Below are 26810 nucleotides of genomic sequence, written 5' to 3' on the forward strand. Positions count from 1 at the left end.
GGGGAACGTCACGCTCGCTCCTTTGCGCGGATCAGCTCATGGCCGCGTCGCTGTGACACGGCCTCGCCGTGACGGTACACGGCTTCCCCCCGGAGGTAGGTCGCACGGACCCGCCCGGTGAGGGTCCGTCCGTCCCACGGGGAGACGGGGTTCCGGTACTCGAGGTCGCTCGCGTGCACGGTGAAGGACTCATCCGGGGCGAAGGCGACCAGGTGCGCGGGTGTGCCCACCTCGATGCGGCCGAGACCCTCGAGGCCGCCGATGCCGGCCGGGCCGGTGGTCATCAGCGGCAGCACCGTCTCGATCGGGATGCCTCGGCTCAGCGCGGCGGTATGGATGGCCGACAGACCCGTCTGCAGGCCGGCGATCCCGCCCCACGCCAGACCGAAGTCCGGCTCGCTCTTCAGTGTCGGGGTGGACGGCGAGTGGTCGCTGACGATCGCGTCGATCGTGCCGTCGACGACGCCGGCCCACAGCAGGTCCTGGTTGGCCGCGTCACGGATCGGCGGGCAGCACTTGAACGCGCCGGCGCCGTCGGGCACCTGGGACGCGTCGAGAGTGAGGTAGTGCGGGCACGTCTCGACGGTGATCCGCACGCCCTCCGCTTTGGCGGCGCGGACGTCGTCGAGGGCGGCCCCATCGGACACGTGCACGATGTGGACGCGCGCTCCGGTGCGGCGGGCGGTGTCGATGACGAGCCGGATCGCGGCGCGCTCACTGGCGGGCGGGCGGGACGCGAGGAAGTCGGCGTAGTGCACCCCGAGCGGACCGTCACCGTGGATGTGCGACGGATCCTCGGCGTGGACGATCAGGAGCCCGTCGAACGTCGCGAGCTCGGTCAGTGCCGCATCCAACCCCGCCGCGTCGAGGTGTCCGAACTCGTCGATGCCGCTCGGCAGCAGGAAGCACTTGAAGCCGACGACACCCGCATCCGCGAGCTCCCGCAGGTGTCCGAGGTTCTCCGGCACCGCGCCGCCCCAGTAGCCGACATCGACGGCGAGCTTGCCGGCTGCGGCGGCGCGCTTGGCGGCGAGCGCCTCGGGGGTGGTGGTCACCGGCACGCTGTTCAGCGGCATATCGAGCAGGGTGGTCACGCCGCCCGCGGCGGCCGCGGCGGTGCCGGTGGCGAAGCCCTCCCACTCGGTGCGGCCCGGATCGTTGAGGTGCACGTGCGAGTCCACGAGGCCCGGCAGCAGCACGGCGTCGTCGGGCAGCACGGTGTCCGCATCCGGGTCGAACGGCTCGATGGCGGCGATCCGCCCGTCGGCGAGGCGGAGCGTGGCCGGGGTGAACCGGCCGTCGAGGAGGACCCGACGCGCAGCGATCCGCGAGGGTGCGAGGGCGTTCATGGTGTTCACGCTAGGCGGCTCTCATTTCGCGAATGTAACCCAGACCAACATCGCGCATGTCGCAGGCTTCGGCGACGGGGTACGCGGGACGGAACCGAGGGGACATTCGCGGCGGATAGGGTGGCGGCCATGCAGCTGACCGAGTTCAACAGCCTCGACCCGGACACCGCCGCGCAGACCGTGGCGGTGTGGGCCGCGGTCCCCGGGTGGGTGGATGCGGTCGTCGCCGGGCGCCCCTATGCCACCGTCGACGCCCTCGCCGCATACGCCGGCGAGCTCGCCGCGGTGTGGTCGCGCGCCGACCTGGACGCCGCGCTCGCCCATCACCCCCGGATCGGCGAGAAGCCCACCGGTGCCGGGGCGGAGGCCGCCGCATCCCGGTCCGAGCAGGCGTCGATGGCCTCCGCGGCGGACGAGGTCGCCGCGGCCATCGCTGCCGGGAATGCCGCCTACGAGGCGCGGTTCGGGCGGGTGTTCCTCATCCGTGCCGCCGGGCGGTCGCCGCAGGAGATGCTCGCGGAGCTCCACCGCCGCCTCGACAACGACGACAGCGCCGAGGGGCGCGAGGCCACGATCCAGCTCGCGGAGATCGCCCTGCTGCGCCTTCGCGGCACGATCTTCGACGACGACATCGAGCCGGAGGAGGCCGAGTGAGCCATCTGACCACCCACATCCTCGACGCCACCGCCGGCGCACCCGCCCCGAACGTGGCGGTCACGCTGCACCGGCACCGCGAGGACGGGACCCTGGATGCGGTCGCCGACGGCTTCACGGACGCGGACGGTCGTCTCGCCCTCGGTCCCGACGAGCTCGAACCGGGGATGTACGCGATCACATTCGCGACGGGTGCGTACTTCGCCGACCGCGGGGTGGAAACCTTCTACCCGCTCGTCACCGTGACCTTCACGGTCGCCGACAGCCGGCACTACCACGTGCCGATTCTGCTGAGCCCGTTCGGCTACTCCACCTACCGCGGCAGCTGAGGCGCCCGCATCCGGCCGCCCGCCCTCCGCTGTCTCACGCTCCCCCGGGCGCATGTCCCACTTTCTGCAGAACATGTCCCACTTTCTGCCGGAAAGGGACCCTCATAACGGCAGAAAATGGGACATGGTCGGACGCGGCAGCCGGCCGCGGCGAACGGCCGGGGCGCCGGAGTCGGATGCGGCGGCCAGCCGACGCGAACGGCCGGGGCGCGGTAAGAGCTGGGCCTCAGGCGCGGAAGACGGCGTGCAGCCCGGGGTCGCCGAGCACGGCGCGGCCGCCGAGGTCTTCGAGCTCCATCAGCACCGTGATGCCGACGACCTCGCCACCCACCCGGTGCACGAGCTCCCGTGCCGCGGCGAGCGTGCCGCCGGTGGCGAGGACATCGTCGATGAGGAGCACCCGGGCACCGGCCGGGATGTCGTCGTGCATCTCGATGGTCGCGGTCGCATATTCCAGCGCGTAGTCGACCGCGGCGGCCGGGCGCGGCAGCTTCCCCGCCTTGCGGATCGGCACGAGTCCCACACCGGAGGCGATAGCCGCGGCACCGGCGAGCAGGAATCCGCGCGCCTCGACACCGGCCACCACGTCGAAGCCGCCCGCGAAGGGCGCGACCAGCGCGTCGATCGTGGCGCGCAGGGCGGGGCCGTCCGCGAGCAGCGGCGCGATGTCGCGGAACAGCACCCCCGGCTGCGGATAGTCGGGGATGAGAGCGATGAGGCTTTCGGCGCGCGCGAGGGCGTCCGAGTCGGGATGCGGCACCTCACAACTGTAGTCGCGCCGTCCTGGCACCCCCGGGGCCCTTACTGTCGAATCGATACGATTTCGACGGTAACCTGATCCCATGACACAGCTGCACGACGCCGCATCCCTTCCCGGCTCCGAGTGGTGGCGCACCGCCGTGATCTACCAGATCTACCCGCGCTCGTTCGCGGACGCCAACGGTGACGGCATCGGCGACCTGCCCGGCATCACCTCCCGCCTCGGCTCGCTCGCCGAGCTCGGCGTCGACGCCATCTGGCTCAGCCCGTTCATGGTGTCGCCGCAGAAGGACGCCGGCTACGACGTCGCCGACTACTGCGACGTCGATCCGCTCTTCGGCACCCTCGAGGACTTCGACCGGATGCTGGCGGTCGCGCACGAGCTCGGCATCCGCGTCATCGTCGACCTCGTCCCGAACCACTCCTCCGACCAGCACGTGTGGTTCCAGGAAGCGCTGAAGGCGGGCCCCGGCAGCCCGGAGCGCGCACGCTATATCTTCCGCGACGGCCGCGGCGAGAACGGCGAGCTGCCCCCCAACAACTGGGAGTCCGTGTTCGGCGGCGGCATGTGGGAGCGCATCACCGAGGCCGACGGCACCCCCGGCCAGTGGTACCTGCACATCTTCGACGTCTCCCAGCCGGACTTCGACTGGACCAACCCGGAGGTGCGCGAGGCCTTCCGCGGCGTGCTGCGCTTCTGGCTCGACCGCGGCGTCGACGGCTTCCGGGTGGACGTGGCGCACGGCCTCATCAAAAAGGACGGCCTGCCCGATTACACGCCGGCCGAGGATGCCGACTCCATGGGTGGCGACGAGGAGGACGTGCCGTACTGGGGCCAGCCCGGCGTCCACGACGTGTACCGCGACTGGAACCAGGTGCTCGCCGAGTACCCCGGCAACCGGGCGCTGTGCGCCGAGGCGTGGCTGCCGACCCCGGAGAAGACCGCGCTCTGGGTGCGCCCGGACGAGATGCACCAGGCGTTCAACTTCCCCTACGCCATGACCGACTGGAACGCCCCGGCGCTGCGGAAGGTCATCACCGACTCGCTGCGGGCCTTCCCCGCCGTGGGCGCGCCCGCCACCTGGGTGCTGTCGAACCACGACGTCATCCGTCACGCATCCCGCCTCGCGCTCACCGCCGACAGCCCGCAGGGCGAGGGCATCGGCCCGACCTCGGCGGCGCAGCCGATACCGGAGCTTGGCCTGCGCCGCGCCCGCGCGGCCACCTCGGTGATGCTGGGCCTCCCCGGCTCCGCGTACCTGTTCCAGGGCGAGGAGCTGGGCCTCCCGGAGGTCGTGAACCTGCCGGACGACGCACGACAGGACCCCACCTGGTTCCGCACCCACCACGAGAAGTACGGGCGCGACGGATGCCGCGTGCCGATCCCGTGGGAGGCCTCGGCTCCGGCCTACGGCTTCAATGACTCCGGCGCCGCCTGGCTGCCGCAGCCGGCGGAGTGGGCGCAGTTCGCCCGCGACGTGGAGGAGGGCGATCCCGACTCGACGCTGTCTCTCTACCGGTCGCTGCTGCGCCTGCGCCGCGAACACGCGCTCGGCGCCGGTGACCTCACCTGGCTGGAGGGCTTCGGCGACAACGCGATCGCCTTCCGTAACGGCGACGTCACCGTCATCGCCAACGTCGGCGCGACCCCGCTGCAACTGCCCGCCGGCCGCATCCTGGTCGCCAGCGGTCCGGTGACCGAGGGCATGCTCCCCACCGACACCACCGTCTGGCTCGCCGCGGACTGACCCCCGACCTCCGCCGAGACCACATCCGTCCGCCGAGACCACATCCGATCCGATGTCGTCTCGCGGAACGGATGTGGTCTCGGCGCATGGGGGGATCCGGATGCGGCACCGGGAGGGCTCCGGATGCGGCGGCGGGACGGCTCCGGATGCGGCGACGGCGCGGCGCGTAGGCTCGGGCCATGCCGCTCGACCTCGACGCGATCTACACCGACCTGCACCAGCATCCTGAGCTGTCGTTCCAGGAGACGCGCACCGCCGGCGTCATCGCCGCCCGGCTGGACGAGCTCGGAATCGGATACGAACCCGGTGTCGGTCGCACCGGCGTGGTCGCGGTCATCCGGAACGGCGAGGGTCCCGTGGTGTGGCTCCGCGCCGACATGGACGCCCTGCCGGTCGAGGAGGCCACCGGTCTGCCGTACGCGAGCACCGCCCGCGGCACCGATCCGGCAGGCAATGACGTGCCGGTGATGCACGCCTGCGGCCACGACATGCATGTGACCGCCCTGCTCGGTGCCCTCGAACAGCTGACGCAGACCACGACGGAGTGGTCTGGCACCGTCGTGGCGGTGTTCCAGCCGGCGGAGGAGTTCGGAGCCGGCGCCCGCGCGGTGCTCGACGACGGGGTGCTGGAGCGGTTCCCGGCCCCCGACGTCGTGCTCGGCCAGCACCTCACCCCGCTGCCCGCGGGGATCATCGGGGTGCGCCCGGGCACGCAGATGGCAGCCTCGGACGGGCTGACCGTCACCCTGCACGGCCGCGGCGGGCACGGCTCCCGGCCCCATGCGACGATCGACCCGATCCTCATGGCGGCGGCGACCATCATGCGGCTGCAGACGATCGTCTCGCGCGAGATCGACCCGCGCGAGATGGGGGTCGTGACGGTCGGGTCCATCCACGCCGGACTCAAGCACAACATCATCCCCACCGATGCGACGCTGCAGCTGAGCCTGCGCTACCCCGACGACGACAGCCGGGAACGGATGCTGACCCGCGTCGAGCGGGTCGTCCGGGCGGAGGCCGCCGCATCCGGGGCCGAGCGGGAGCCCACGATCGTCACCGATCACACCCTGCCGCCGACCATCAACGACGCGGGTGCGACAGCCCGGACCGTTGACGCGTTCCGGCAGGCGTTCGGCGCCCACTCCGTCGTCGACCCCGGCATGTTCACCGGCAGCGAGGATGTGTCGTGGTTCGCCCGCGACGCCGGAGTGCCGCTCGTGTTCTGGTTCTGGGGCGGCGTCGACCCGACGGCGTATGCCGCCGCCGTCGCGGCCGGCACGGTGGACCGGGACATTCCCACCAACCACTCGCCGCTGTTCGCGCCGGTCATGCATCCGACGATCGAGCAGGGCGTCGCGAACCTCGTCGTGGCCGCCCGGGAGTGGCTGGGCTGACCGGCGGCCTCAGGCTCGGGCGGTCCGTTCGGTGCCCTCGGTGCGCTCCGTCCGCTCGGTGCCCTCGGTTCGCTCGGTGACCACGCCGCCCCGGGCATCGCGGTGCCGCGCGGCGAGCGCGAGCACGCGGTCGAGCGCGACGTAGACGAAAGCGACGACCTCCAGCGCGACGGTCAGCGCCACTATCCACGCCGCGACCCCGCCGACGCCGAGCCGGTCGACCTCCATGAACGGGTACGGGTACGGCGACCCCCCACCGAACGTGCCGCCGAACCCGCCGTAAACGAAAGCGAAGACGAGGTAGGCGTAAGGCAGGAGAGCCCACAGCGGCGGGTCGTACCAGCGGAATGACCCCTTCGGCAGGAACAGCAGCCAGTCCAGGATCGTGAGCACCGGGGTCACGATGTGGATGAGGTCGTCGGTCAGGGTGAACGGCGTGTAGCCGGTGTTCTGGGTGAACGCCTCCGGCACGAGGATCACCAGGTAGATGATCATCGTCACCGTGATCGACATCATGACCGCGCCCGAGAACCGGGGCCACGGCGCCGACGCGCCCCGCGGGCCGTGGCGGGCGATGTCGCGCCCAGTGGCCACCGCGAGAACCACGAACCACACCAGGCACAGGATGTTGCTCAGCACCGTGAAGTAGAGGAACTGCACCCCGCTCACGTCGCCGTCGAACACGCCGGTGACCCGGCCGATCCCCCACGCGGTGACGACCGCCGAGAGGAGACGAAAGCCGAGTGCGAGGCGTCGATCCGCGATGAACACGGGACGATCGTACGGGTTCCCCGGTCTGCGCACCCAGCCCGATGACCGGGTTCGGGCGCCGGATTGCGCCGAAGCTGCCCGCAGGCGTAGTGTCGCCCGCCGTGACACTTGACGGCCGGGAATCCGGCAGCGATCCCGTGCCCGAGGTCCCGATCGCCAAACGCATCCTGCTGGGCGATCCCCTCGCATCCGGCGACGCGGACGACCATCTGCTGCGAAAGCGCATGGCGCTGCCGATCTTCGCGTCCGACGCGCTGTCGTCGGTCGCCTACGCGCCGCAGGAACTGCTGATGATCCTGCTCATCGGCGGCACCGCGTTCCTGGCGTTCAGCCCGTGGATCGCGGCGGCCGTCGTGGTACTGCTCGTCGTCGTCGTGCTGTCGTACCGGCAGCTCATCAAGGCGTACCCCTCCGGCGGCGGCGACTACGAGGTCGCCCGCACGAACCTCGGCGAGCTCCCCGGCGTCGTCGTGGCATCCGCGCTGCTGGTGGACTACATCCTCACGGTGGCGGTGTCGGTCGCCTCCGGGGTCGACAACATCATCTCGGCGTTGCCGCTGCTGAACTCGTGGCGAGTGGAGCTCGCGGTCGGGTTCGTCGTGCTCATCGTGATCGTGAACCTCCGCGGCGTCCGCGAAGCCTCCCGCGCATTCGCCCTTCCGACCTACATCTTCATCGGCTCCGTCGGGGTGATGGTGATCGTCGGCGTCATCCGGTGGCTCCTCGGCGACCCGCCGGTCGCGACCAGCGCCGCATACTCGGTGCAGGCCGAGGACCTGTCGCAGGCGGCCGTCATCCTCCTCATCCTGCGTGCGTTCTCCAGCGGTTGCTCCGCGCTCACCGGTGTGGAAGCGGTCTCGAACGGGGTGCCGGCGTTCCGCCGCCCGAAGGCGAAGAACGCACAGAAGACGCTCACCGCGATGGGGCTCGTCGCGATCCTGCTGTTCTCCGGCCTGACCCTCATCGCGCTCGTCTCCGGCGTCCACTACGCCGAGAACCCGTGCCATCTCATCGGCTTCGACTGCACCTCGCCGCAACCGAGCCTCATGGCCCAGGTGGCGTCCGCGACCTTCGGCATGAACTCGATCCCGTTCTTCATCATCCAGGCGGCCACGGCCTGCGTGCTGCTGCTGGCGGCGAACACCGCCTTCAACGGGTTTCCGCTGCTGGGTGCGGTGCTCGCCCGCGACGGCTATGCGCCGAAGTCGCTCAACACCCGCGGTGACCGGCTCGTCTTCTCCAACGGGATGATCGTGCTGGGGATCGCCGCGATCGTGGTGCTCATCGCCTCGCGCGCGAACCTGTCGACCCTCATCCAGCTGTACATCATCGGGGTGTTCGTGTCGTTCTCTATCGGGCAGGTCGGGATGGTGCGCCACTGGCGACGCGAGCTTCGCGAGATGAACACGCTCCCGGCGGAAGCCCGCACGCAGAACTCCGCCCGCTTCACTCGCCGCGAGATCCGCACCGGGCTCGTGATCAACTCGCTCGGCGCCGCACTGACCGCATCCGTCTTCCTCATCGTCACGGTGACCAAGTTCACGCACGGCGCGTGGCTGGTGTTCCTCGCCATCCCGCTGCTGTCACTGCTGATGGTGGGCATCAGCCGTTACTACCGGGATGTCGAGCATGAGATCGCGTACGACGACGACACCCGCTTCGGTGCGTCGGGCGACGTGGCACTCATCATGGTCGGAAAGCTGCAGAAGCCGGTCGTGAAGGCGATCGACTATGCCCTGGCCGCTCGGCACGACAAGACGATCGCCCTGCACGTGGCGGTGAGCAAGGAGTCCGCCCAGGAGCTGCAGCGGGAATGGCAGGAGCACCGGATGCCGGTGCCGCTCGTCATCGTGGAATCGCCGTACCGCGCCTACGCCCAGCCGGTGACGCAGTTCATCACGGCCTACCGCGAGAAGCACGGGCCCGCCGTGGTCACCGTGTACCTGCCGCAGTACATCGTCGGCCACTGGTGGGAGTCGCTCCTGCACAACCGGCGCGCGCGGCGACTCGCGCAGCAGCTCATGCTCGTCCACGGGGTGACGATCACCCTGGTGCCGTGGCTGCTCGACTCCTCCGAGCTCATCTACGGCCGCCGCTCCCGGCCGCTCCCCGGGCAGGAGCGCGCCGGCCGCTCGATCGACTGACCGGCTACTGCGCGCCCGCCTCCGGGGCCGCACCCGCTCCGGCGCCCGTACCCTGGAGGGGTGACTTCTCCCGGCTTCGACCCGCTGCGCGTGCGCGCGGACTTCCCGCTGCTCGACCAGCAGGTGAACGGGTATCCGCTCGTCTATCTCGACTCGGGGGCGACGAGCCAGAAGCCGCGGCAGGTTCTCGACGCCGAGACCGACTTCCTCACGCGCACGAACGCCGCCGTCCACCGCGGCGCCCATACCCTCGCCGCCGAGGCGACGGAGCTGTTCGAGGACGCCCGGCACACCGTCGCCGCATTCGTCGGCGCCGACGAGGAGACCCTGGTGTGGACGCACGGGGCGACGGAGGGGCTCAACCTCGTGGCGTACGGCATCGGCAATGCGTCCGCAGGCCGGGGCGGCGCCGCATCCGCAGCCCTCGCCCTCCGTGCCGGCGACGAGATCGTCGTCACCGAATCGGAGCACCACGCCAACCTCATCCCGTGGCAGGAACTCGCCGCACGCACCGGCGCGCGGCTGCGGCACATCCCGGTACACGACGACGGGACGCTCGACCTGGATGCGGCGGCCACCGTGATCGGCGAGCGCACCCGCATCCTCGCCTTCCCGCATGTGTCGAACGTGCTGGGCATCGTGAACCCGGTGGCGGAGCTCGTTGCCCTCGCCCGCGGCGTCGGGGCGCTGACCGTCCTCGACGCATGCCAGTCGGCGCCGCAGGTCCCGCTCGACCTGCCGGCCCTCGGCGTCGACCTCGCCGTGTTCAGCGGGCACAAGATGCTCGGCCCCTACGGCATCGGCGGGCTCTACGGCCGCCGCGAGGTGCTCGAGGCGCTGCCGCCGTTCCTCACCGGAGGGTCGATGATCACGACCGTCACGCTCGATGCGGCCGATTACTTGCCGCCGCCGCACCGCTTCGAGGCCGGTACGCAGCCGGTGTCGCAGGCGGTCGGCCTTGCCGCCGCGGTCCGCTACCTCGACGGCCTCGGCATGCCCGCCGTGCACGCGCACGAGAAGCTGCTGGAACGGCGGATGCGGGAGGGGCTCCGCCCCCTTCCCGGCATCCGGATGCTGGGCGACGCGACCGATGCGGAACGGGTCGCGCTCGTCGCGTTCGAGGTCGAAGGCGTCCACGCGCACGATGTCGGGCAGGTGCTCGACTCTCGCGGCATCGCGGTGCGGGTCGGCCACCACTGCGCGCAGCCGCTGCACCGCCGGTTCGGGCTGACCGCGAGCGTTCGGGCATCAGCCTCGGTCTACAACACGCTCGACGACGTCGATGCGTTCGTGGATGCGGTCGCGGGGGTTCGCGACTACTTCGGGGTGACGGTATGAGCGGGCTCGACGGGCTCTACCAGGAGCTGATCCTCGACCACTCCAAGGCGCGGGACGGGTTCGGCCTCGCCGCGGAGGAGGGCGCGCACGCGACGTCGCATCAGAAGAACCCGATCTGCGGCGACGAGATCACCCTGCGGGTGCGGGTCGACGGCGACGTCATCCGCGACGTGACCTGGGAGGGAGCGGGCTGCTCGATCTCGCAGGCGTCCGCCTCGATGCTCACCGGCCTCGCCGACGGCCTGACGCGCGACGCCGCCTCATCACTCATCGGCCACTTCCGCGAGGTGCTGCGCTCCCGCGGCCAGCTGGAGCTCGACGAGGACGAGTTCGGTGACGCCGCCGCACTGAGCGGTGTCTCGAAGTTCACCGCGCGGGTGAAGTGCGCCATGCTCGCCTGGGTCGCGCTGGAAGACGCACTCGCCCGCGCCTGACGTCGGGGGCTGGGGCGGCCTCCGCTCAGGTGTCCGCACGGGCGGGATCGGCCCGCGCCACCCCGCCCGTCCTGCCACACGAACAGGATGCGCCCCCGGCCGCCCGCGCCGGACGTCGTTGACGGACGCCCGGGGGCCGACCACGGGCGAGGCTCGGATCAGAGCCAGACGAACGGGATCAGCAGGGTGAGCACCGCGGTGACCACGAAGATCGCACCACCGGTGCCGATGAGGATCCACTGGATGAGCGGGCGACGGACGACCGCGGCGATACCGAGAAGGAACAGCGTGATGGCCATCAGCGCGGTGTAGAGCCCCAGCGTGTCACCCTGCAGCCCGAGCGCGTCGCCCTCTACCCGCAGCGCGTCGGCGCGCTCCTGCTCCTCCGCATATCCACTGAACAGGGCGTCCTGGTAGTCCTCGTCCGCTTGCGGGTCGTGCCAGAAGTCCGGCTCCGCCGCGTCGAGTTCCGCCGCGTTCGTCATCGCGGCATCGAGGTCTTCGGAGGCCGCGATGAAGTACAGCTGGTCGTACTGCGCCTGGGCGAGCGGGTCGCCGGCGTCGACGCCGACCCGCAGCACGGCGAGCTGCTGGATCGTCTGCGCATCCAGCACGTACTGCTGGTTCGCTTCGAGGTAGAGCGACTCGGCGGCGGTGCCGGCCGCCTGGCTCTGCGAGATCTTGTCATCGCTCTGCCCGCCGTAGAGGCTGGACTGGAACGAGGTGTAGGCCGTCGCGACCGAGACGACACCCAACAGGATGACGACGATCAGTTCGACGTGTTTCTTCCACCAGGGTTCGGTGGGCAGGGCGGATGCTGCGTCAGACAAGAGGGTGCCTCGTTCGGGTCAGGGCACGAAGATGTGCAACCCGCACACTAGCGCCCCGACGGGGGTCGCCCCGCCTCCGCATCCGGCCTACCGCTCGCTCGCGCGCAAGAGCCGCCGCGTGCCTCCACGCGCCAGCATCAGCACGATGATCAAAGCCGTGACGGGGAGGAACCCGCCGAGATGAACGGCATCGCCGAACGCCAGGTCGACCAGTTCCAGCACGAGGAGCTTGCTCCCCGGCAGCACGAGCGCCCATGGGTGCCGCTGCGGGAACGAACGACCCCCGCGGGAACCGCGTCGTCGGAGGACGAAGCGGTGCCCGCGGGGGTCGCGGCGAAGATCAGTGGATCAGCGCGAGGAGCTGGACCACACGGTGCTGGAGCCGCCGCCGGTCGCCCGACGGTTGCGGCGCTGGCCACCTGCGCCGGCACCGGATGCGGCCGGACGCTGCGCCCCACCGGATGCGGCCGGACGCGCGGCGCCCGAGCGGGCCCCACCCGTCGCACCCGAACCCGCGGTGCGCTGCCCACCGGCTGCGCCGGCCGCGCCGGAGCGCTGCCCGCGGCCCGGAACCGCTGCGACCGGAGCCCGAACCACCACGGCTCGAGCCACCGCCGCGGCCGCCCTGCACCTGCGCCACCACGGGCGCGGGCTTGACGTAGGCGGCGGCCTCACCGACGAGCCCGGTCACGGCGGGGTGCGCCGCATCCACGGGCTCGAAGTCCGCAGCGATCGCGGCCTGGCGGAGCATCAGCGTGACGTCGCGCTTCTGCGACGGGGTGACGACGGTGACGACGGTGCCCTCGGCGCCGGCACGGGCGGTACGGCCCGAACGGTGCAGGTACGCCTTGTGCTCGGTCGGCGGGTCGACGTGGACGACCAGCTCGACGTTGTCGACGTGCACGCCGCGCGCCGCGACGTCGGTCGCGACGAGCACACGCACGCCGCCCTCGGACACCGGCGAACCGAACGCGGCGAGGTTGCGCTCACGGGCGTTCTGCGACAGGTTGCCCTGCAGGTCGACGGCCGGGATACCCGCCGCGGTGAGCGTCTTGGCCAGCTTCTTGGCCTGGTGCTTGGTGCGGGTGAAGAGGATGCGACGGCCGTTGCCGGACGAGAGCGTCTTGACGAGGTCGTTCTTGTTGTCGTCCGAGACGAGCAGCACGCGGTGGGTCATGGCCGCGGCGGGGACGCTGGACTCGTCGACCTCGTGGCGCACCTCGTTCTGCAGGAACTTGCGGACCAGGCCGTCGACACCACGGTCGAGGGTGGCGCTGAACAGCATCCGCTGCCCGCCGGAGGGCGTGGCCTGCAGGATCCGGGTGACGACCGGAAGGAAGCCGAGGTCGGCCATGTGGTCGGCCTCGTCCAGGACGGTGACCTCGACGCGATCGAGGGCGATGACCTTCTGCTTCATGAGGTCGTCGAGGCGGCCGGGGCAGGCCACGACGATGTCGACGCCGTCGCGGAGCGCCTGCTCCTGCGGCTTCTGGCTCACGCCGCCGAAGATCGTGGTGACACGAAGGCCGGAGACCTCCGCCAGCGGGATCAGGGTCGCGGCGATCTGAGTCGCGAGCTCACGGGTCGGGGCGAGGACGAGTCCACGCGGGCGGCCGGAGGTGCGGCGGCCGTCGGACAGGCGCGCCACCATGGGCAGCGCGAAGGCGAGGGTCTTGCCACTGCCGGTGCGGCCGCGGCCGAGCACGTCGCGGCCGGCGAGAGAGTCGGGGAGCGTGCTCTCCTGGATGGGGAACGCCTCGGTCTTTCCGGACTGAGACAGGACTGCGGCCAGACGTGCGGGCACGCCGAGGTCGAGGAACGAAGGCATAGAGGTAGGACTTTCGGGAAAGGCGCGATCGGAATCGATCGCGGAGTGGGGCGACGGCGCGGATTCGCGCATCGGTTCGCCGCTCGAGAAGTGCCACGGCTATCAAAAGCCGGGAAGCGTATCGACGACGCAGGCGCTCGGAAGCACCGAGTCGACCCTAGCACGCGGCCCTGCGCACTCGCCGTGAGCGCCGCCCCACCCCACGATCAGGCCGCGATGAGCTTCTCCAGGCGCGCGTAGCTCGTCTCCATGCCCTCGGTCATCCCGGTCGCAAGCACCATGTCCCGTGTCTGCTGATCCGGGTACTCGATGACGAGGGTGAGGAGAGTCGCGCCGTCCTCTTCGTAGAGGGTCAGGTCGTTCGTCGTCGACGGATAGTCGGTGTCGGTCATGTGCTCGGTCGACACCATCCGCCGCACGGGCTCTGCGAGCAACGTCTCTCCGTCGAAGCCGAACGCCTCACCCTCGGTCCCCTCCTCCGGTGCCCACGCGTAGCGGTAACGGCCGCCGGGACGCAGGTCGATCTCGCACACCGTCATCCGCCAGCCGTCCGGGCCGAGCAGCCACTGCCGCATGAGATCCGGCTCGGTGTGCGCGCGCCACACCAGCTCTTGGGAACCTTCGATGAGTCGCGTGATCCGCACGTGCGTGTCGCTCAGCACCTCGGTGCGGGTGCCCTTCCCCTGCGCGTAGTCGCGGAGGTCCTCGAGCACCGCATCCAGCTGGTTGATAGCGAGCGTCGATCCCTCGACGGCGCCCATCGCGACGACCTCGTCGAGCGCCTCCACCGAGGTGAAGTGGGTGACGTTCACGAGTCGCGAGCCCGCCGCGGTGGGTTCGAAGGTGAACGTCATGCGCATCACCGGCATGTCGTCGATGAGCTCGCCGTTTTCGTCCACGAAGCCGTCGAGCACCTCGAAGCCGTCCGGTCCGTCGATCCGCACGAACTCCCACGAGCCACGCGAGCGCTCGCCGCGGGGGCCGGTCATCGCGTACTGCGCCCGGCCCCCGACGGCGAAGTCGAAGGCGGTGAACCGGGCCGGCCAGCCCGGAGGGCCCCAGAACCGCTCCAGCTGCTCCGGGTCGGTGAACGCGCGCCACAGCCGCTCCGGCGGGGCGGCGAAGTCGGCGACCAGCGTCATGGTCAGAGCCTCGGGATCGGTGGTGATCTCGGTGACGGGCATGTCGGTTCCCTTCGGATCGCGGATGCGGCGAGTGGGGCCGCATCCGATTCAGATGTCTGCCGCCAACAGCGCATCCAGGCGGTCCACCCGGTCGCGCCACTGACGTTCGTACTGCTCCAGCAGCCCGCGGGCGCGCCGGATCGTGGCTGGCTGCGCGCGGACCAGTCGTTCGCGCCCCTCCGCCCGCTTGATCACGAGTTCGGCGGCCTCGAGCACCGCCACATGCTTCTGCACCGCGGCGAACGACACGTCGTAGGCCGCGGCGAGCGTCGACACCGACTGCTCCGCGTCGATCGTGCGGCGCAGGATGTCGCGACGAGTCGCGTCGGCGAGCGCGCGGAAGATGCGGTCCGTCACGGCCTCGTCGAGTTCAGAATCTACAACCATTTGGTTGCACGTTAGAACGGCGTCGGGATGCTGTCAAGACCCGGCGGCGGCTCGTTCGGCTGTCGGGAACGGGTTGCGATGACACAAACCGGCTCTGCCTGACATAGGCGGGCGGTCGAATGACATCGAGTGTCACGACACGCCGATGACGACGACGGGTTGTTGTTCGTCGAGGAAGAGCATCGGAAGTGGATAGAGGAGCGATGGGGCTCCAATCAGCCCATCGTCCTCGCAACGTCAGACACCGACTTTGCTTGCGAGAGGTGATGCGGGTGTTCCCAGTAGCTGGACCTCAGCAGATCGTCCCCCGACGGCGCACATCGTCCACCGAGTTGCACTGGATATCTCGCGCCGTCGGCAGCGCTCCCGAGAAGTCCGAGCGGCACGACTGGGCCGTCATCGACCGCGACCTGGGTGATCGCGATTGGACGACGATCGATCCTCTACCGTTGCGGAAGTCGAAGGGCCTTCGGTTCAGGTTCACGCCGAGCCTTTACTTCTGGCAGCCAACGGAAACCCACGTCTGGTGCGAGTCTCAGGAAGAACGGTGGGAGGTCCTCTGGTTGGAGTACAGCGGCCAGGTGGAACGACTCTGGGCGCAGCCGGTGGCGATCACCTTCGGGCACGGATCGCGGTTATCGGGCTACTCGCATTTCCCTGATCTGCTGGCGCTTTTCGCCGATGGCTCATACGGTCTGTTGGATGTGCGTCCTGCGGAGCGGGTCGACGACGCGGCGCGCATTCAGTTCGGTGAGACTGCGGCCGCCTGCGATGTGCTCGGGTGGCGCTACCGGGTGCTGACAGGCCACGATAAACGCGCGACCGGCAACCTCGACAGCCTGTCTGCGTCCCGCCACGACCGCTGCCGACCTGGCCACGAGACGGAAACACTCATCCTGAACGCAGCGCGCGCGGGTCGAAGCCGCGGCGATCTCTGTCTGATCGCATCCCCGGACTGCCCGCCACACGCGTGTGCGTGGGTCGACAACCTTGCTTGGCGCCGGCTGCTTCACGTAGATCTCGGTGGTGTGTTCAGCAGCGAGACGGTCTACACGACAACCGAAGCGGCACTGACGGGAGCGGTGGCATGACCAGCGAGGAGTACAAGCTCAAGCTCGGCGCCAAGGTCGAGATAGATGGGGATCTCTGGGTGTGGGAGCGCGTGCGCCGAGGCGTCGAGGCAACACTTCGACGCGACGGCGCCGAAGACGATTGGCTCGTCATCTCGATGCCCGAACTCATCGGCTTGGCTGGCACCGCCCGTCGGCAGTCGAGTACGCCGCTTCGCCCCACCGCAAGCGACTGGTCAGCTGACGTGCTCGACATGGAAAAGCATCTGCTCGAGGCTTTCCGTGGCGTGCCGATGGACCCGAGCGCGGTCGGGGCGCGTCCGGGGTACGACCTCACCCGAACGACGCAGGAGCAGCGGATCACTGCGAAGGTCGCTGAGTTGGCTGGCACCTCTCTCGCGCGCAGCCGCAAAGCGCTGTTCAACTATTGGAAGGTCTACGAGTCGGAGGGCGTCGCCGGGGTGGATGCTCGGTTGCATCCGAAGGGTCAGAAGCGGTTGGTGATCAGCAAGGCGGATCCTCGCCTCATCGCGGTCATCGACCGCGAGCTCGACAGTCGAATCAACCTGCACACGAGCAGTCGCCGTCACTGCGCCGCCCTCGTGCGACGCACGCTCGAGGCGATGTACCCGGGCGATGCGATCTGCAACGTGAAACCCACGACCCTCCAGGGGTACATCAATGAGCGTGATGCGGGCCGGTACAGCTTCGCGAAGGCGACAACCCGCCGCAACACATCGAACAGTCCGGATCGGGAGTACTTCTCGGGGAACTCTCATCGACTCGGACAGGTATGCGAGATCGACTCGACGACGTTGGACGTCCAAGTGTGGGACGAGAAGGGCAACACCTTCCGCCCCACCGTCACGGCGCTCTTCTGCGTGGCAAGCAGAGTCCCGTTGGCGTGGGCAATCCATGCCAATCGGCCGAACGGATTCGACCACGCGCTGCTATTGGCAAGAGCAATCGTCGGACGCAGGGCCATGCCCGGCTCGTCTGCAGCCACCCTGTCAGGCTCTGCGACCCTGCCCGCGAAGCTGATGAAGAGGATCAACCCGTACCTCGATGACGAGTCGCTCGCCGTGCCCTGGATCTTTCCACATGCGATCACCGTCGACGGCGGCGCCGACTTCCGATCAGCGACATTCGAAGCGGCCTGTCGCGCCTTCGGAATCACAATCGTGCTCGCGCCACCGAACGCCCCGGCGACCAAGCCACACGTCGAGCGCAATTTCGGCACGACATCGACGGACTTCGCACAGTGGCTTGCCGGTTCCACCGGCAACTCGGTGCCCAATCGAGGGAAACGCGATAACCCGACGCTCACGTTGGATTCGGTGCGGCTCGCTTTTGACGCGTGGATCACCACGGTCTTCTTGAACAAACAGCACGGGGGACTGCGCTCTCCGCTGTTCCCGGGCCGCGAGTGGACACCCAACCAGATGTACGCAGCCTTGTTCGAGGTCGGTCCTGGGGTTCAACTTCCGTTCCGAGCAGAGGACTTCCTCGCTCTGCTCCCCTCCGAGGGCCGGATCATCAGCAACGAAGGGATCGAATTCCGCAACCGCAAGTACGACTCACCACTCTTGGCTGACCTCCGGAATCGCTCACTCTCCGGTGCTCCCGCCGGATCGCGGCAGGCACGGAAGTTCGACATCCGATTCGATCCCTGCAACGACAACGCGGTCTGGGTTCAGCATCCTGAAACCGACGAGTGGATCGAGTGCTGGGACAAGGCGATCGACGACCGCGCGGCGTGGATGGCCGCCGAGACTGAGGTCCGGCTCGTCGAACGCTTCGGCACTGGAGCCCCAGGCGAGACGCCAAAGACAGCCGAGTTCCTCGACGAGATCGAGCGAAGAGCTCGAAGCGACAAGCAAGCACGAAACCGCCAGCTCAGGGTATCCGCGCGTGGCTCTGACGACGTCGCAGCCCCGGTAACCGAACCCGTCCCCTTCGATCTACGAGATTGGGCCGCTCCGGTCAACGTCAGCGATATTGACTGGACCTCCTCTCGGTATGACATCGTGACCACGAAGGATCTGAGCTAGTGATCATCCCCTCGCTCACACTGGAGCACTCCAGCAAGACGACGCTCCCCGGCCTGCGTGAGGCGCTCCGTGCATTGCCCCCCATGCCGCCCGCCCTCTCCTTCGCGGACTACTGCGCGCTACCCGCGGACCAACGTGCGCTCTACGACCAAGCGCGTGACGACTTTGTTCGGCTAACACTAAGAGTGCCCACACCGGAGCAGGATCGCAGCACCGGAATTTTGGCGAGGCTCATCAGAACCAACCCCCGCCGCACGAACTCGCGTAGAGGTCTGATGATCTCGGCCCCACTCTTCTACGGCAAGACCGAGCTCGCCATGCTCCTCGCTCGGTCTGTAGAGAACGATCACGCGAAGCACTTTCCGGATTACGCCGACGACGGGCACGTACCGGTTGTCTGGGTGGAGATGACCGAGAACGCCACCGGCAAGACGCTACTGACACAGATCGTCCGATTCCTTGCGCCCACAGCGGTCGTGGCGAGGTCAAGTAACACTGACGCGCTCCGCGTGGAGGCCCTGAAACTCCTCAGCGTCCATCGGACGAAGCTACTTGTGATCGACGAGGCTCACCATCTGAGAGGCACTGAGCCGTCGAGCGTTATCAAGGCTCTGCAAAACGAATCGTCGGCGACTGTGGCGCTCGTCGGGATCAGCCTGGGCAGCGGCAAGGCATTCGGATCCGGCCACGGCATGCAGGTCACGATGCGATGCGACATGGTCGAGCTGCGTAAGGTCGACGTCTCGACCAAGGAGGGGATGGCGCTCTGGACGCGCTGGGTGGCGATCTTTGACCGTAATCTGCCTCTTTGTGACCACGTGCCGGGCACGCTCACACTCAACGCGCAGGCTCTCCATTCCGCGACGCACGGACGGCTCGCGCTGCTCGCCATGACGATCGAGCGACTGGTCGCGTCGATTCTCGATGATCCGAACCGCCTCGACGAACAGGTGTCTCGCGATCAACTCTTTGCGGTCCTGGACGGGCTGCAGCACACAACACCGCTTCGGCACAGGGTAAAGCTGAAAGACCTGGTCGAGGCAGCATGACCGACATCCGAGCGTGGCCGATTCGCCCCAAGTGGCATCGATTCGAATCTCCCCGTTCATATGCCAAACGACAGTGCAAAGCGGCCGGGGTCCCGTTTGGCGACGTAGAGCGGGGACTCACTTCCCCGACGCAGCCGTATATCTATCGGGTGTGGATGGACGAGGCCGCTGCGGCGGCCACTATCGAGGCCGCCGCGGGACGCCCTGAGGGTCACTATCTTCGTCTGCGAGGAATCACACAGCCCGACGCATCGTGGATCTATCCCCAACGCTTCCTCTGCCGCCTTTGCTCTGCTGGCGATCTTGTGGAGCAGATCCCGCACGATCGCGAGAACTGGTGCCTTCGGCATCCAGGTCAGATGGTCTGGATGGGCCCAGGTACGACACCCGACACGCAGCTGGTGGTCGCGCACAGCGACCATCAAGCGAAGGCGGAGCGGCGATTCCGACGCTTGGTGGCCTCGGGAGGCATTGACGCCCGGCTTCACGCCCGAGTGTGGGAGATGGTGCGCGACAACGCTTGGCTGACCCAGCCGCAGGGCTGGACGGCGCAATTGTCACGATGCATCGATGACCACGAAATCCGCGGTCGAGCGGCACTTTACCCCGAGACGATCGCGGTCTTGCAGGTGCTTTCCGACTCAGCGATCGTCGATCGGTGGGTCGGCCTGCCGTCCGATGAGATTCGCCAAGCCATCGCCTCAAAGTTTCATTTTGATGCGGCGCCGATCGATGTGCTCGTCGAACGGATCGTGCTCTGGCTGCGTCCCCGACGTCGGGAAGTTCGCCCAACTCGCATTGACCCACTGAACGTCCCGATGGATGTCGTAGATGCTCCGGAGATCATCGACGTCGCAGCCCCGTACCCTCTCTGGATACAGCGCCGACCGCACGCCGTCGCCGAGTGGGACTGGAGCACAAATGACCCCGCCCGCGACCCGTGGGGCGGGAGGGGGACGTCCTATAAGGCGTGGTGGGTGTGCGACGCAGGGCACACGTGGGAATCGACGCCGTACGTCCGCGCGATAGCCGGCTGCCCTTATTGCGCGGGCCAAGCCGCCTGGAAGGGCCAGACCGACCTCGGCACTCAGTTCCCTGCGCTGGCGAAGGAGTGGGACCGCAGCCCGGGCGCGAACGCTGGCGACCCCGATCACGTTGGTGCGCGATCCAACCGACGTGTCAATTGGAACTGCGGGCAAGGTCATCGATGGGCTGCGACGATCAACAACCGGGCGAGAAACGGATCCGGTTGTCCGTTCTGCGCCGGAAACCGAGTGATTCCTGGCCAGACAGATCTCGCGACACTTCGTCCCGACCTCATGGCGGAATGGAACCTTGAGCGCAACGGCGAACTCGCTCCGGGTTCGATTGGCGCCTTCTCGATAGCAAAGGTGTGGTGGACGGGTTCGTGCGGCCACGAGTGGGATGCCATGGTGAGCAATCGATCCAAGGGCCAGGGCTGCCCGTTCTGCGCCGGAAAGCGACCCATTGTTGGACTCACAGACCTGGCTTCTGTCCGTCCAGATCTCGCCGCGCAGTGGCATTCCAGCAACACGCTGCGCCCAGACGCGGTGGTACCGGGCTCTGGCAAGAAGGTCATGTGGGTTTGCGCGGAGAGCCACACGTGGACTGCCGCCATCTACCGGCGACACGTTCTCGGCACAGGATGCCCGTTCTGCTTCGGGAGATACGCCATCGTCGGCAAGACAGACCTTGCCACGGTTCGGCCCGACTTGGTTCGCGAATGGGACGCCTCGAACGCGCGCGAGCCGACCGAGGTGCCTGCGGGTTCGAAGCAGCGCGCGCTGTGGAACTGCAAGCACGGGCATCAATGGGAGGCGGTGATCGCAAGCCGAACCGGTCGCCAGGCCAGTGGCTGCCCCCACTGCTACGGTCATCGCGCCGTTCCGGGAGAGACCGACCTGGCGACTTTGAGACCTGACCTCGCTGTGGAGTGGGACATCAGCAACAAGTCCCGACCCGAACGGGTGAAGCCAGCATCTACCGCAATGATCACTTGGCGGTGCTCAAGCGATCATGTCTGGGAAGCGAGGGTGGTCAGCCGCGTGAACGGGCTCGGATGCCCTCGCTGCGACAGAGTCGTCGAAGTGCTGGATGGCTAAACGAATCGAGACACGACCAGCTTGGTTTGCTCGGACGGTGATCCACGCTGCCGGTAGCTGTCTACTCGCGACCCGCCGCCTCCGACCGCCTGGCACGATCGGCGATGCGGCGATACGCATCCTCATCGAGTAGATCGAGGTTGAACGCGTACTGCACCGCGTCAAAGCTGTTCGGCCGGGATTCCCAGTCATCCGTGAGGCCTCGAGTTCGGTGCTGCGGTTCGAACTGCCACGTCGACAAGACGGCGACGAGTTCGTCCCCCGAGATTTCGCCGTCCCGCGCCCGCCGGACGAGGTCCATGGCCGTTGCGGGCCCGCTTGTCACCTCGTCTCCGTCCATCAAGGTGTGCCCCCCTCGCCGGTGGTCCGGACCGGGCGTTTCAAGGGGCGGGAGATCGATCCCGAATCGCTCCGCGACTTCTGACGGCGGTGTTTCGTCCCCTGTCGCAGTTCTTTCCCCGACGATCTCGTCGTCCTCGCGGCGGAGATCTTCAAGCCAGGCGTCGATCATCGAGAACGGGATAGGCGCGTATTCGAAGGCGTCGATGCCGACGTGGAACTGATGTCCGACAGGCCCGTTCCATCGATCGTGGGTGTGGCCGTGCAGTAAAGGAATGCCGTGGTCGATTGGTCGACGGGACGTGTGCCGGTCTTGCACCTGGGTGTCGCCGGAATACGGGTAGTGAGACGCGAGAAGTCGGATGCCCCGCCGGGTGCCTTCAATGACCTCGGGCAGAACGGTCCAGCCCGCTTGTTCGTACAGCGGCGTGAACCGCTCGATCGCGGCCCGGGACTGAGTCGCGGGTGACACGCGGTCGTGATTGCCTGGCACGAGGAACCTACGCCCATTGAGCTGCGCGGTGAGTGGCAGCGAGTCGATGATGGTTCCGAGCGCGACGTCGCCCAGGTGGAGAACGACATCGGTGGGAGCGACGCTCCGGTTCCATCGCTGAATGAGCTCGGCATTCATCTCCGAGACGGATGCGAACGGTCGGGAAGCGAGTTCGCTGATCCGCGCGTGACCGAAGTGCGTGTCGGACGTGACGTAGTCGACTTGGTCGAAGTTGAACGCCGGATACTCTTTGCGCACCTCGCGCCCTCCTCAATGCACCTGCTCGGATCGGGAGACCAACCTGCAGCGGATCAGACCACCGCACGATTGTGCAACGGATCGTTGCACAATCGGAGCGCCGATCTTCACTGCCGGGTTTCAGCAGACATGAGCAGCGGGCTTCCCGGACGGATTACTCGGTCCACGCCGGCAATGAAACTGATCGCGCCGATTCTGCACCAGTAGAGCAGAAGCCAGTCGCGCAGCAACTGCAGTTGTGCTTCTTGGGCGGAGCGTGGCCGGCTTCGGTCTTCGACCACAGTGAGCCAATCTGCCGGCTCGAACATCGAGTCCAAGAGTTCGTCCGCGGTGGGGCCATCCGCGTGCTCGTCCCACCAGGCGCAGGTCGTCTCGTAGGCGTGGAGTGCTGTCGGAACTCCGTTCGGCTCGGCGACGAGGCTGATGAGTACATCGAGGAAGGGGTCGCGGACTGTCATCCGAAAGGACTCGACCTCGACGAGTTGAGTCGCCATGCGAGCAGAATGCCAGATAGATCGAGCCTTCCCGGGCAGGCCTCGCCGTCAGCCTGAGATAGTGCGTAGTCCTCTGGCCTTTCCATCTGGGTGGGATGCGTATGTCGCCGAGATCGGCGCAAATATTCATCGTCTTCGGATAGCGCGCGGATACAGCCAGGATCGTGTGGCGTATGAGGCAAACCTCAGCCGCTACACGTACCAGCAACTCGAACGCGGACGTTCGAGCCCCGAGCGAACGTCTAACCCCAGACTGATGACCCTCCTGGCAATCGCGCAGGTGCTGCGGGTGCCGCTTGAAGATATCTTGCCCGCTCAGATGCCGGACCTCACCGCTCGATGATCGTTCACGTCGCCGATGTCGAACGTGCACATCTCGATTCTCTGCGGGCACATTGTTCGATACATTCGGGCCATGAATGTCCGATCCGAGGACCCGCTGTTCGGCCCGGACGCCGCGCGACTGGGGCGGGACTTGATCGAGCAAGGCACTGCGAGTGACATCGCCGTCGTTCGAGAACGACTCACCGCAATCTGGACCGACCCCGTGATTGACGTGTGGTTGAAGAGCGCCAATGCGCACCTCGACGGAGCGCGCCCCTGCGACGTTCTGATAGTGAATGGCCCGGAGGCCGTATTGGAGGCTGCGGCCGTGGAAGTAGCCGGCGGCTCGCGGTGAAGAGTCCGCTATGGTGCGGCGCGGATCATTCTCCGCTTCTTAAGCAACTCGGTCGTCGTCGTAGAACCGCAGTCGTGTCCGCTGCAGCCGCCGATCCATCAGAGCATGACGCGCCTCACTGAGCGAGGCGAGCGTTGGCGCGTCAAGCGCGGGAAGCAGCCGCGCGAGGGTCTGGTCTGTGGCTTCTATGAGTGACTCCGGATCCGAAGAGGTGCGCGCAATCCCATCGAGGCGTGCGAGCTCGGCTCCAGCGCCCGGAATGACGGGAACCCGAAGCGAGCTCACCTCGCTGGGCACGAGCTCAAGTACACCTCCGCCGAAGCTTCGACCTTCGACCTCAGCCGAGAGCATCGTCAGTGAGTTGTGGAACGTCGCCGTGAATTCATCAGCAGTCACAGGCGCCCCCGCGAGAATCTGACCCTTGTAGATGGTGTCGGTCGTTACCACGCCCGCGTGGTTGGCGATCACGCGAGGGTATCGGTTCGAGCGCTTCGAGAGCAGTAGGTCGCCGGGTGGGACCACAGGAACGCGATACCAGGGCTCCCGGACGCGGCACTTGAACCGCCTGTCAATCGCTTGTGCGGTACCGAGCTCAAGGTACCGACGTGCCCCGGCGTGTGCCGCCGGTGACGGCTTATCGGCCGCGAAGCTCAGCAGCCATGCGGGTTGGCCAGCGTCCGAGAGTGCGCGTTGCTCGTCCACCTCGAACGCGAGGCCCTTAGCAAAGCGAGACCTCGGGAGAAGCGGAATCGCCCACTGCCGCAAGTCGAACTCGTCGATCTCTGCTGCGTCGACGCAGAAGTAGCCGTTAGCGCCAGTCACGGTCGAAACACTGAACCGCGCGACCTGGCGGAGCGGTTGGACGGCGCCGATTGATCGCGTCGCGTCGATCGCGTCGTTCTGGTCTGGGCTCAGCAGGTAGTTGGTCCAGGTGCCAGCCGCGGGGGCGACCCGATGGGACCAAGAGTGGGTCCCCCCATTGTGATCGTGGAAGTCGATCGTCGCGACCTCGCCTGCCGGACGCCTCGACGCCCGACCGCTCAGGATGAGGACTTCCTGCAGCACGGCCGGAAACGTACCGGGCTTGAACAGGTCGATCGTGAGGTCGGTGGTGTTTCCGAGGAGCCAGTTGCGCACGGCGTTCGCCGAGATACCCGTCAGGAACTCGGTAGGGAGGATCACCGAGAATGCGCCGCCCTCGCGCAGCCTCGCGAGGGCGAGCAAGAAGACTGGAATCCAGAGGTTCGACACGGCGGTACCCGCGGTGCCGAGCTCCGCGCTGATCGACCGCGCACGCTGCTTGTCCTCGTCGGAGATGAACTGGAATCGCACGTACGGCGGGTTCGCGAGGACGAGGTCGAAATCGGCGCCGTGATCCTCGGCCCAGCGCAGTACGTTCGCGTGCACGGCACGTCCGGGCAGGTTAAGATCGCCCAACGTGCGCGAGGCCTTCATCGCCTCTTCTTCCAGAACCTCCACTGCTTCGACATGGGCGAGATCCTTGGCCAATCCCGCGCGGCCCAGGCCGCGCAGGAACGCGCCATCGCCAGCGGAAGGCTCGAGAACGCGCAGCCCAGTTCGTCCGCCGAGTAGCGCCCTGGATCGCGCGAGGCAGAGGTCAACGAGGACGTCCGGAGAGTAGAAGCCGCCCCGCAGCTTTTCGTCACTAACTTCTTCTCGCGTGCGCACGCTACTCCCGCTTCAGTTACTGAAGCATAGTCTATCGAGGGACGTTACTGCTGTCGAGGAGCCTGTGTGCGAATCTGAGTCACATGAGAATCCGGTTCGTCGGCCAGCCGTTCGCCACACAACAGAACCTCCTCGACTTCATCGAGTTCGCTACGACCGCCGGATTCGACGAACTGCGAATCGCGGTCGCCTGGGCGAAGAGATCCGGCCTCGGTCGGATCTGGGATTCCCTGTCCGCATTCCGTGCGCAAGGCGGAAAGGTGACCATAATCCTCGGTGTGAGCGAGGGAGGTGCCACACGGGAGGGCCTCGAGATCGCGCTTGATGTCGCCGACGAGGCGTTCGTCTTCCACGACCCTGGGCGCACGTTCCACCCGAAGGTGTATCTCGCCTCCTCAGCGGGTCCCCGATCGCTCATAGTCGGGTCGAGCAACCTGACCGCCGGCGGGCTCGGCTGGAACCACGAGGCGTCTCTATGGGTCGATTGGGACACAGGCGAGGGCAAGGAGGTCACTGATGCCGTCTCGGAGTGGTTTGACGCGCTCACCGGCGAGCAAGGATCCTGCGTCCCGCTGACGGCCGCGCTCATTGACGACATCGAGAACAGTAAGGACATCATGCTCGGCTCGGAGCGCCGCGCCAGGCGCGTGCAAAAGGCTAGGTCCGATACCCCCGAGGACACCGACAGCGCAGTAGCAGCCACGGTGAGCGGCCTTTTCACGGCCGTTCAGGCCAAGCTCCGCACGCTTCCGAAGCTCAACCCGAAGTTCGCGGCCACGAAGACTAAGCCGTTGATCATTGATCTGGTTCTTCCGGGAACTGCGGGCAGTTCAAGCGGGGTGAGCGTGACGCGAGATGTGCAGCAGCCCGTATCCGGCTCCGACGCGCCATTACCTAGCGCCGATGTTCAACGGCGGTGGTCGAAGGAGATGGACCACACGGCAGCCCAACAGCCGAAGGGGGCGACGACGAATCCAACTGGAAACCTCCGGCTCAGTCGGGAAGCAGCGCCGATCAACCACCTGACGTATTTCCGCGAGGAGTTCTTCGGAGAGCTGCCATGGACGCCGAGGGAAAATCACGACACCGAGCAGGAGGCCATTGCGGAGTTCAGCGTCTGGGTTGATGGACATGACATCGGGGCAGTCGAACTGCGAGTCAGCCATGACCCGGACCGCGTGTCTGGCCAGGGCAATGTTCCGACGGTGATCCATTGGGGTCCGGACCTTGGAAAGGTACTCAAAGGCACGAACTACATCGGCCAGCACGTGACACTCGAGAAGAGGACCTCCGGTGGTTTCAACCTCGTGATCGGGCGGGTGCCACGGGGCAACTATCTCGTCTGACCGAGCCGCATCCAGCGGATGTCGAGACAGCCGCCGAAGTAGTGATCTGTGTCGATCCTGCGTGGCTGCC

The 26810-nt window shown here is 67.6% G+C and carries 24 protein-coding genes and 1 pseudogene; 14 read left to right on the forward strand and 11 right to left on the reverse strand.

The window, feature by feature from the left end:
• Window positions 1-8: 8 nt before the first annotated feature.
• Window positions 9-1349: an allantoinase AllB gene (allB, locus tag NT132_RS12520; protein ID WP_297789489.1), complete on the reverse strand. Its 1341-nt coding sequence runs from the start codon at window positions 1347-1349 to the stop codon at window positions 9-11.
• Window positions 1350-1478: 129 nt separating this feature from the next.
• Here allB and uraD point away from each other — a divergent pair, with 129 nt between their 5' ends.
• Both uraD and uraH read left to right on the forward strand, forming a co-directional pair.
• Entirely contained in the window at window positions 1479-2003 is a 525-nt protein-coding gene (gene uraD / locus NT132_RS12525) for a 2-oxo-4-hydroxy-4-carboxy-5-ureidoimidazoline decarboxylase (RefSeq protein WP_297789491.1), read from the forward strand.
• On the forward strand, window positions 2000-2332 hold the full coding sequence (gene uraH / locus NT132_RS12530) for a hydroxyisourate hydrolase (RefSeq protein ID WP_297789494.1): 333 nt from the start codon (window positions 2000-2002) through the stop codon (window positions 2330-2332). The genes uraD and uraH overlap by 4 nt, the downstream gene beginning before the upstream one ends.
• Before the next feature lie 226 nt (window positions 2333-2558).
• Here uraH and NT132_RS12535 read toward each other — a convergent pair whose 3' ends face one another.
• On the reverse strand, window positions 2559-3092 hold the full coding sequence (locus NT132_RS12535; protein WP_297789497.1) for an adenine phosphoribosyltransferase: 534 nt from the start codon (window positions 3090-3092) through the stop codon (window positions 2559-2561).
• Between the two features lie 82 nt (window positions 3093-3174).
• Between NT132_RS12535 and NT132_RS12540 the strand changes: the two genes are divergently transcribed.
• Together NT132_RS12540 and NT132_RS12545 are read left to right on the forward strand one after the other, a co-directional pair.
• Window positions 3175-4839, forward strand: a complete 1665-nt coding sequence (locus NT132_RS12540; RefSeq protein WP_297789501.1) for a glycoside hydrolase family 13 protein — start codon at window positions 3175-3177, stop codon at window positions 4837-4839.
• A 179-nt stretch (window positions 4840-5018) separates the two neighbouring features.
• A complete protein-coding gene (locus NT132_RS12545) occupies window positions 5019-6233 on the forward strand; it encodes an amidohydrolase (RefSeq protein ID WP_297789505.1) in 1215 nt (404 codons plus the stop codon).
• Between the two features lie 9 nt (window positions 6234-6242).
• On the opposite strand, the gene NT132_RS12550 is transcribed toward NT132_RS12545, so the two are convergent.
• On the reverse strand, window positions 6243-7004 hold the full coding sequence (locus NT132_RS12550; RefSeq protein ID WP_297789508.1) for a Pr6Pr family membrane protein: 762 nt from the start codon (window positions 7002-7004) through the stop codon (window positions 6243-6245).
• 41 nt (window positions 7005-7045) lie between these two features.
• Here NT132_RS12550 and NT132_RS12555 point away from each other — a divergent pair, with 41 nt between their 5' ends.
• Genes NT132_RS12555 through sufU form a run of 3 tightly spaced genes read left to right on the forward strand, consistent with a single transcriptional unit; the run spans window position 7046 to window position 10920 of the window.
• The gene (locus NT132_RS12555; protein WP_297789511.1) at window positions 7046-9148 is read left to right on the forward strand and encodes an APC family permease; all 2103 of its coding nucleotides are present in this window, start codon (window positions 7046-7048) and stop codon (window positions 9146-9148) included.
• Window positions 9149-9208: 60 nt separating this feature from the next.
• Window positions 9209-10486 carry a SufS family cysteine desulfurase gene (locus NT132_RS12560; RefSeq protein ID WP_297789514.1) on the forward strand — a complete coding sequence of 426 codons (1278 nt, stop codon included), beginning with the start codon at window positions 9209-9211 and terminating at the stop codon, window positions 10484-10486.
• Complete coding sequence (sufU, locus tag NT132_RS12565; RefSeq protein WP_297789516.1) at window positions 10483-10920, forward strand: Fe-S cluster assembly sulfur transfer protein SufU; 438 nt, start codon at window positions 10483-10485, stop codon at window positions 10918-10920. Before NT132_RS12560 ends, sufU begins: the two co-directional genes overlap by 4 nt.
• A 158-nt stretch (window positions 10921-11078) precedes the next feature.
• Here the strand turns inward: sufU and NT132_RS12570 are convergent, their stop codons facing one another.
• The 5 genes and pseudogenes from NT132_RS12570 to NT132_RS12590 form a co-directional block, all read right to left on the reverse strand.
• Window positions 11079-11750: a hypothetical protein gene (locus NT132_RS12570; protein WP_297789519.1), complete on the reverse strand. Its 672-nt coding sequence runs from the start codon at window positions 11748-11750 to the stop codon at window positions 11079-11081.
• A gap of 87 nt (window positions 11751-11837) precedes the next feature.
• Entirely contained in the window at window positions 11838-11972 is a 135-nt protein-coding gene (locus NT132_RS12575; protein ID WP_297789522.1) for a hypothetical protein, read from the reverse strand.
• Window positions 11973-12098: 126 nt separating this feature from the next.
• Window positions 12099-13578: pseudogene (locus NT132_RS12580) on the reverse strand (DEAD/DEAH box helicase).
• A 206-nt stretch (window positions 13579-13784) separates the two neighbouring features.
• Window positions 13785-14762: an SRPBCC family protein gene (locus NT132_RS12585; protein ID WP_297789525.1), complete on the reverse strand. Its 978-nt coding sequence runs from the start codon at window positions 14760-14762 to the stop codon at window positions 13785-13787.
• A 48-nt stretch (window positions 14763-14810) separates the two neighbouring features.
• Window positions 14811-15149 carry a metalloregulator ArsR/SmtB family transcription factor gene (locus NT132_RS12590; protein ID WP_297789528.1) on the reverse strand — a complete coding sequence of 113 codons (339 nt, stop codon included), beginning with the start codon at window positions 15147-15149 and terminating at the stop codon, window positions 14811-14813.
• A gap of 263 nt (window positions 15150-15412) precedes the next feature.
• Here NT132_RS12590 and NT132_RS12595 point away from each other — a divergent pair, with 263 nt between their 5' ends.
• The 4 genes from NT132_RS12595 to NT132_RS12610 all read left to right on the forward strand — a co-directional run bounded on the left by NT132_RS12595 (window position 15413) and on the right by NT132_RS12610 (window position 21442).
• Window positions 15413-16240 (forward strand): hypothetical protein, encoded by an 828-nt coding sequence (locus NT132_RS12595; RefSeq protein ID WP_215487131.1) that lies wholly within the window; start codon window positions 15413-15415, stop codon window positions 16238-16240.
• Window positions 16237-18270: a Mu transposase C-terminal domain-containing protein gene (locus NT132_RS12600; RefSeq protein ID WP_215487130.1), complete on the forward strand. Its 2034-nt coding sequence runs from the start codon at window positions 16237-16239 to the stop codon at window positions 18268-18270. The genes NT132_RS12595 and NT132_RS12600 overlap by 4 nt, the downstream gene beginning before the upstream one ends.
• Before the next feature lie 83 nt (window positions 18271-18353).
• The gene (locus tag NT132_RS12605; protein WP_246540022.1) at window positions 18354-19319 is read left to right on the forward strand and encodes a TniB family NTP-binding protein; all 966 of its coding nucleotides are present in this window, start codon (window positions 18354-18356) and stop codon (window positions 19317-19319) included.
• 155 nt (window positions 19320-19474) lie between these two features.
• Window positions 19475-21442 carry a zinc-ribbon domain-containing protein gene (locus NT132_RS12610; protein ID WP_215487128.1) on the forward strand — a complete coding sequence of 656 codons (1968 nt, stop codon included), beginning with the start codon at window positions 19475-19477 and terminating at the stop codon, window positions 21440-21442.
• A 61-nt stretch (window positions 21443-21503) separates the two neighbouring features.
• On the opposite strand, the gene NT132_RS12615 is transcribed toward NT132_RS12610, so the two are convergent.
• Both NT132_RS12615 and NT132_RS12620 read right to left on the reverse strand, forming a co-directional pair.
• Window positions 21504-22532, reverse strand: a complete 1029-nt coding sequence (locus NT132_RS12615; RefSeq protein WP_215487127.1) for a metallophosphoesterase — start codon at window positions 22530-22532, stop codon at window positions 21504-21506.
• A gap of 107 nt (window positions 22533-22639) precedes the next feature.
• Window positions 22640-23026 carry a hypothetical protein gene (locus NT132_RS12620; RefSeq protein ID WP_215487126.1) on the reverse strand — a complete coding sequence of 129 codons (387 nt, stop codon included), beginning with the start codon at window positions 23024-23026 and terminating at the stop codon, window positions 22640-22642.
• On the opposite strand from NT132_RS12620, the gene NT132_RS14395 reads away from it, so the two are divergent.
• Together NT132_RS14395 and NT132_RS12625 are read left to right on the forward strand one after the other, a co-directional pair.
• Window positions 23025-23369 (forward strand): helix-turn-helix transcriptional regulator, encoded by a 345-nt coding sequence (locus NT132_RS14395; protein WP_366940410.1) that lies wholly within the window; start codon window positions 23025-23027, stop codon window positions 23367-23369. The genes NT132_RS12620 and NT132_RS14395 overlap by 2 nt on opposite strands.
• Window positions 23370-23441: 72 nt before the next feature.
• Entirely contained in the window at window positions 23442-23705 is a 264-nt protein-coding gene (locus NT132_RS12625; protein WP_215487124.1) for a hypothetical protein, read from the forward strand.
• A gap of 39 nt (window positions 23706-23744) precedes the next feature.
• Here NT132_RS12625 and NT132_RS12630 read toward each other — a convergent pair whose 3' ends face one another.
• Entirely contained in the window at window positions 23745-25394 is a 1650-nt protein-coding gene (locus tag NT132_RS12630) for a hypothetical protein (RefSeq protein ID WP_215487122.1), read from the reverse strand.
• Between the two features lie 83 nt (window positions 25395-25477).
• Here NT132_RS12630 and NT132_RS12635 point away from each other — a divergent pair, with 83 nt between their 5' ends.
• Window positions 25478-26740 (forward strand): phospholipase D-like domain-containing protein, encoded by a 1263-nt coding sequence (locus tag NT132_RS12635; RefSeq protein WP_215487121.1) that lies wholly within the window; start codon window positions 25478-25480, stop codon window positions 26738-26740.
• The last annotated feature ends 70 nt before the right edge of the window (window positions 26741-26810 follow it).

The organism is Microbacterium sp. (assembly GCF_026393345.1).
GTDB lineage: Bacteria > Actinomycetota > Actinomycetes > Actinomycetales > Microbacteriaceae > Microbacterium.